Origin of the sequence: Microbacterium kunmingense, from assembly GCF_023155745.1 — a bacterium.
Classification (GTDB): domain Bacteria; phylum Actinomycetota; class Actinomycetes; order Actinomycetales; family Microbacteriaceae; genus Microbacterium; species Microbacterium kunmingense.
The window spans coordinates 142277-148276 of the sequence record NZ_JAKNUS010000010.1 but is presented as its reverse complement, the minus strand read 5'-3'; the positions used below and the strand labels follow the sequence as shown (position 1 = coordinate 148276).

Below are 6000 nucleotides of genomic sequence, written 5' to 3'. Positions count from 1 at the left end.
GACGCCCCTGCGAGGACGGCATCAACGGAGCAATCAGCTCCCACTGCGCATCAGTCAGCAACTCCGTTCGAGACACACACCGAGCGTTCCAGCGACCAGCCCAAACCTTTGGGAGACACGCCCTAGTGACCCTGGATGTCACCGTGTGGCCGTCGCACGACATGAACGAAGCTTCGCACAGGCTGGCATTACTCGAGCTTAGGGTGAATGAACTCGGTGGCCAGATCGTCGCCCAGTCCTCGATTCCTCGATTCACTGCCGCGCGCATCAAGATAGATGTGGCGGCGTTGACCCCACTCCTAGACCTGTACGTCATCGAGAGCGTGCGTACGCCCCCAGTTCCTTTCATCGATCCGAGCGACTGGCGCGGCATCGATGCCGAGACTCTCTCTGTGGAGTGGAGCGACTCGGCGGCCGTCGGCGTGCTAGATGACTTGCCCTCATCGTCGCACCCACTGCTCGAGGGGTACGTGCGGGTCCATGCGTCGCCCATTGCTCTCGGTCGGGCCTGGAGAGACCCAGGACCGCACGGAACCATGGTGGCCGGCATCGCGCTGGCACCAGATATCGCGGGAGATCTGCGCGCTGGGCCAATCGTTCGGGTGATGGGCTCCGTCGACGCAATCCGAGTTCTCGAACCGGTCGACGGCAACCCCGAGGCAACCCAATTCCCACCCGAAGTCTTGCCCGCGAGTCTGGTAGTGGATTCGATTCGTCGACTCCACGCGGAGGGCAACGTGAGAGTGTTCAACCTCAGCTTCGGATTCGATCGCGACTATGGCGCGTCGCACGTTGGCGAGTTTTCGGAGATGCTCGATGAGTTGGCACGCGAACTGAACATCGTCATCGTGGTGGCGGCAGGCAACATCTCTGTTCCCTTTGATGGAATTCTCGCTAGCGGACACCATGTGGCAGACGACTACCCAAGCCACCTCCATCTCCGCGAACACCAACTTGCCCAGCCAGCCAATGCCGCGATCGCGGTCACAGTTGGGGGAATCGCACATAGTGATGCACCCGCGGAGCGGAATCCCCCGCGACTCGGCGACCGCGCGATAGCTCACGTCGGGCACGTTTCGCCTTTCAGCCGGACGGGCCCTGGACACGGTCAACTCGCAAACCGTCTGAACAAGCCTGACTTCGTTGCCGCGGCGGGCAACGTCATCATCGACGACACCGGCTTCGCCAACATCCGAGATCAAGGCACCGGTGTCCTTGGGCCGGCGTCCCGAGCGTCCGGGCCTCTGTTCCGAATGGGGCACGGCACGAGCTTCGCAACTCCAGCGGTATCTCGAGCCGCGGCCGCGGTGCTGCATGAGTATCCGGACGCATCTGCCAATCTCGTTCGCGCGCTGCTCGCGTCCGCAGCAGAGCTCCCAGCAGGTGCGAACGATCTCGACGAGAAGACTCGGCATGCCCGATACGGGTTCGGCGTCGTTCAACTCTCGGAGGCAGTGGCAAGCCGACCGCAGCGGGTGACGATGACTTATGAGGGCGAGATAGCGGTAGATACTTCTGTCATCCACCCGATACCCATCCCACGGGGCTTCTCGTTGCCGCGGAGCTCATCTCGTACTATTCGGATCGCCATGGCGTTCGACCCACCAGTGCGACGGACACGCCGGGAGTACACAGCCGCGACGATGGTGACCGACGCCTATCGCAACGTTGATGTGGATTCGCTCATGGAACGCCTGAGTCAGCAGGATCCGGACAACCCACAGCCGCTGTTCGGTGACCGCCGTCGCCTGCAGAACTTTAGGCCACCGCACACCGCGCATCGAGAGTCGACCCTCCAGGTCAAAGACTGGCGACCGACCGTGCTCGAAGCAGATGATGGCGACGCGTACTTCGTGGTGCTAACTCACAAGACGCGAACCTGGTTCCGCGACCGTGAGGACTATCGGTCCCAGCCGTATGCGCTTACTGTCACCCTTCTCGACGAAGCGCGGACTGAGCTCGACTTGGCGATGGCGGTCACTCAAACCGTTACGGTTCAAGCACGCAATCGCGCCCGCGTCTAAGGCACGGGCCCGCGAGATGAAAGATCGCGGGTGGACAGCAACACGAGTCAAACGCTTGGGACTCGCCACGCGTGCACCCGAGCGAAACTACTCCGAAGATTGCGAGGCGTTCGGCCCGATTTCCGCCTGAGCGCGAGCTGCTGATCGTCGGCGCTCGATCAGGCTCCCTTGTCGGGCACGGCCCGTATGTGGATCCTGGCCGCCGGCGTTGACAGCCGGATGACTCAGAGCGCCAACCCGGTCGCGCGCCGACGGCTTGCGAAGAACGGCGCACGATCGAACGCTCGCTGCGGAGTTGACCCCCGTGAATCGAGCAACTCCCTGACCTCCTCCGCGTTGGTGACCACGGTTGCGATCCGCTCGCGCAGGAGTCGGTGGCATCCCGTGCTCGCGGCGCTGGTGATCGGGCCGGGCACCGCGCCGACCGGGCTCCCAAGCGCGTGCGCGCGAGTTGCGATGTCCAGCGAGCCGGATCGGGCGCCAGCTTCGACAACGATGGTCGCGCCGGCGAGCGCGGCGAGGATTCGGTTGCGTTGCATGAAGCGCCAGCGTGTCGGTGTCGAACCGGGTGGGAGTTCGCTGACGAGCGCTCCACCGCCGCTGACTATCCGCTCGAACAGGTGGGCGTTGCCCGCCGGGTATGGCCGGTCCAGTCCGCACGCGAGGATCGCGACCGTGCTGCCTGGGTGTGACGCGATAGCTCCGCGATGAGCTGCGCCGTCAATTCCGTACGCGCCGCCGGAGATGATGCTCACCCCTCCTTGTGCGAGCTCGCTGGTCAGTTCGCTCGCGACGTGTTCGCCGTAGCTGGTGGCAGCGCGCGCACCGACCATCGCGACGCGGCGTGACGAGTCCGAGGTCAGTGGTCTGTCGCTGCCTGCGATCCACAGCATGATTGGAGACGCGGAACCGAGTTGGCTCAGCGACGCGGGCCAGCGGGCGTCGTCGGGCGTCAGCAACGTGAGCCCTCGTCGCTCGGACTCGCCGACGACGCGCTCGATATCGGCATCCCGGAGGCGCGGGCTCAGACGGGCACGCCAGAGTTCCCCGTCGGCGTGATCGATCGTGGCGGGCAGGGGTTCTTGCGTGGAGATCATGCGCAGTGTCGCGGGTGCACCGACGAGCTGAATCATGGCGCCAGTGACGGAGTCGCCGGGCTCCGAGACAGTGCTGAGAGCGACGCGCGCGAGCCGCTCGTCGTTGAGGTTCACAGTCGGAGCCCGTTGGTCCGGCGCGCGGGCCGTTGCCTGTCGAGTCCGAACCGTGTCGGTGGTGGCACTGACTCTCGTGCGTCCTCGACGACCGGATTGAAGTGGCGCAGGAGCGAGACGTACTCAAAGTGCTGGTTGTAGGTGAGTGCGTATCCGGAGGCGCCGTCGCGGATGACGCGGTCGGTGGGGCTTTGCGGGATCTCGTCGTAGACGTATCCGTTGACCATCGCGGCATCCCGCGTCTCGTCGCCGAAATCCCACTGGGACAGATGCTGAATTGTCGCCTCGGGTCCGTTCCTCTCGATCAGGTCGAGCACAGCGCCGGCGTCCGCGCCTTGCATGAAGACCACGCTCATCCATCGGCGTTCGATCGGTGGTGCCACGACCGAATCCGTCGAGCTGGATCTCGCGGTTGCGCTGGTGATGTTCATTTCGAGCCCCCTTCTTTACGAGAAGGTGCGTGTCCGGTCACCGGCGCCACACAGGCCGTACTGCGAGGTGGGCCGGGCGTCGGCAACTACTCTCGGGTCCATGGCGCGCGACGAAGCAACATGGGAGCTGAACCTTGCGCATGCCGTCGAGTGGGTCAGGATCACGGGAGAGATGCCACAGGGGCACGACTTTCCAGCCCAGTGGCTTGCGTTGCGGCGCTCCGAGTTGCGTCGCGGCGTTCCGTCCTTGACGCCCGAGCGGATCGAGCAGTTGGACAGATCGCTTCCTGGATGGCGGCAGACACTCCCGAATCGGTATCGCGAGTGGACGGTCGTCGCCGAAGAGCTTCGTCACTTCGTCAACGAGACCGACGCCCTACCCTGGCAATCGAGCGACTATGTCGAGGAGCGTCGCCTGGGCCATTGGCTGAACTGGGAGCGGATCTACCTTCGACGCGGAAGGCATCCGCGCCACCGCACCGCATGGCTCGACAAGAACGTTCCGGAATGGCGCGGGTGCGGACCGCGGAGTGACGTATGGACGCGCAGCGCGCTCGAGTACGGCGATTGGGTGAGGAAGGAGCGGTACTTCCCGAGCCGTGGGAGCGATCCTCAACCCGAGCGTCGATTGTTCCTGTGGTTGGAGCAGTGCCGCAAGGACGTACGGATCGGCGGCCTATCTGTCGAGCAGATCGCGTTCCTCGACGACGCGGTCCCCGGCTGGCGCGAGGGCATCACGGTCACCTGCGTGGGTGGCGGGATTGAGCTGCGGGGGAGTGGGCCACCTTTTTGCCACCTCAATCACCCAGGGACGACCCGAGGTAACCGGATACAATCGGAGGACTCGAACCGTCCGGTTCCCTGTCAACACAAGGGAACTCGAGGGTTCCCAAGACATCCGGAAGGGTTCGGAACGCGCCCGAACTCTCCAAGGGGTCGCAGGTTCAAATCCTGTCATCCCGACCGGAATGCGAAAGGGTCGGCCGAAGGGCCGGCCCTTTCGCATTTCCCGACGTGGTACCTGCTGGCTGGTCTCCGCCGCCGGAGGCCCCGCCGCCGGGCGGCCGTGAAGCGCGACCCGTCGATGGATGCGGTCCGGATGCGGCGCAAGCCGCGTTTTGCGACGGGTCGCGAACCGGGGGGCGGCCCTTCCGCGGGCGGGCGGCCCGGTCGGGGACGCGGGCCGCCCGACGCGGTCAGGCGGCGCGCTCGGCGGCGAGGGTCGGGTAGTCGGTGTAGCCGCGTGCGTCGGGCCCATAGACCGTGGCCTGGTCGACGGTGTTCTCCGCCGCACCCTGCTCCCACCGGTCGGCGAGGTCGGGGTTGGCGATCGCCGGGCGGCCCACCGCCACCAGATCGGCGACACCGTCGGCAACGGTGCGGATCGCCTCGTCGCGGGTCGTGACGCGACCGAAACCGGTGTTGGCGATGAAGGTGCCGCCGAAGACCCGACGAAGTTCCTGCGGAAGACCGTCTGCTGGGTCCTCGTGCAGGATGCTGAGGTAGGCCAGGCCCAGCGGTGCCAGCCCCTCGACGAGTGCGAGGTACGTCGCCCGCGTCTCGACGGCGTCGCGCTCCCACACGTCCTGGATGTTGTGCGCGGGTGAGATCCGGATCCCGACGCGTTCGGCGCCCACCTCGGCCACGACGGCCCGCGCGACCTCGATGACGAAGCGCGTCCGTGCCTCGGGCGATCCGCCGTAGCCGTCCTCGCGCCGGTTCGAGGCCGGCGAGAGGAACTCGTGGAGGAGGTAGCCGTTGGCCGCGTGCAGCTCCACACCGTCGATGCCCGCGTCGACGGCACGCCGCGCGGCGGCGACGAACTCGTCGCGCACGGTTTCCAGCTCGGCGGTGCCGAGGGCATGGGGCACGGGGAAGTCCACCTTCGACCCGTCCGCGAGGCGCGTCTGCCCCTCGATCGCGATCGCCGACGGCGCGACGATGCGCGGGGTCCCGGTGATTCCGGGGTGCGACACCCGGCCCCCGTGCATCAGCTGCATGAAGACGGTTCCCCCGGCAGTGTGCACAGCCGACGCGACCCGAGCCCAGCCCTCGGCCTGTGCCGCCGTGGCGATGCCCGGCTGCCCGGGGTACGCCTTGGACTCCGCGCTCGGGAACACTCCCTCGGTCACGAGGAGCCCGATGCCGGCTCGCTGGGCGTAGTACTCGGCGACGAGGTCGCCGGGCACACCGTTCTCGTCGGCGCGCAGGCGCGTCATCGGAGCGAGCGCGAGGCGGTTCTGCAGGGTGAACGAGCCGACGGTGGTGGGGGAGAAGAGCGTCACGGGGGGATCGTCCTTTCGTCGGCGGCGCTCCCGGCGAGCACCGCTCCGC

The 6000-nt window shown here is 66.3% G+C and carries 4 protein-coding genes; 1 reads left to right on the top strand and 3 read right to left on the bottom strand.

The window, feature by feature from the left end; genetic code table 11:
- The first annotated feature begins 125 nt into the window (after positions 1 to 125).
- On the top strand, positions 126 to 2024 hold the full coding sequence (locus tag MA875_RS14390) for a S8 family peptidase (protein WP_248242946.1): 1899 nt from the start codon (positions 126 to 128) through the stop codon (positions 2022 to 2024).
- A 224-nt stretch (positions 2025 to 2248) separates the two neighbouring features.
- Here MA875_RS14390 and dprA read toward each other — a convergent pair whose 3' ends face one another.
- The 3 genes from dprA to MA875_RS14375 all read right to left on the bottom strand — a co-directional run bounded on the left by dprA (position 2249) and on the right by MA875_RS14375 (position 5951).
- On the bottom strand, positions 2249 to 3235 hold the full coding sequence (dprA, locus tag MA875_RS14385) for a DNA-processing protein DprA (RefSeq protein WP_248242945.1): 987 nt from the start codon (positions 3233 to 3235) through the stop codon (positions 2249 to 2251).
- A complete protein-coding gene (locus tag MA875_RS14380) occupies positions 3232 to 3618 on the bottom strand; it encodes a hypothetical protein (RefSeq protein WP_248242944.1) in 387 nt (128 codons plus the stop codon). The genes dprA and MA875_RS14380 overlap by 4 nt, the downstream gene beginning before the upstream one ends.
- Positions 3619 to 4862: 1244 nt before the next feature.
- Positions 4863 to 5951 carry an alkene reductase gene (locus MA875_RS14375; protein WP_248242943.1) on the bottom strand — a complete coding sequence of 363 codons (1089 nt, stop codon included), beginning with the start codon at positions 5949 to 5951 and terminating at the stop codon, positions 4863 to 4865.
- Between the last annotated feature and the right edge of the window lie 49 nt (positions 5952 to 6000).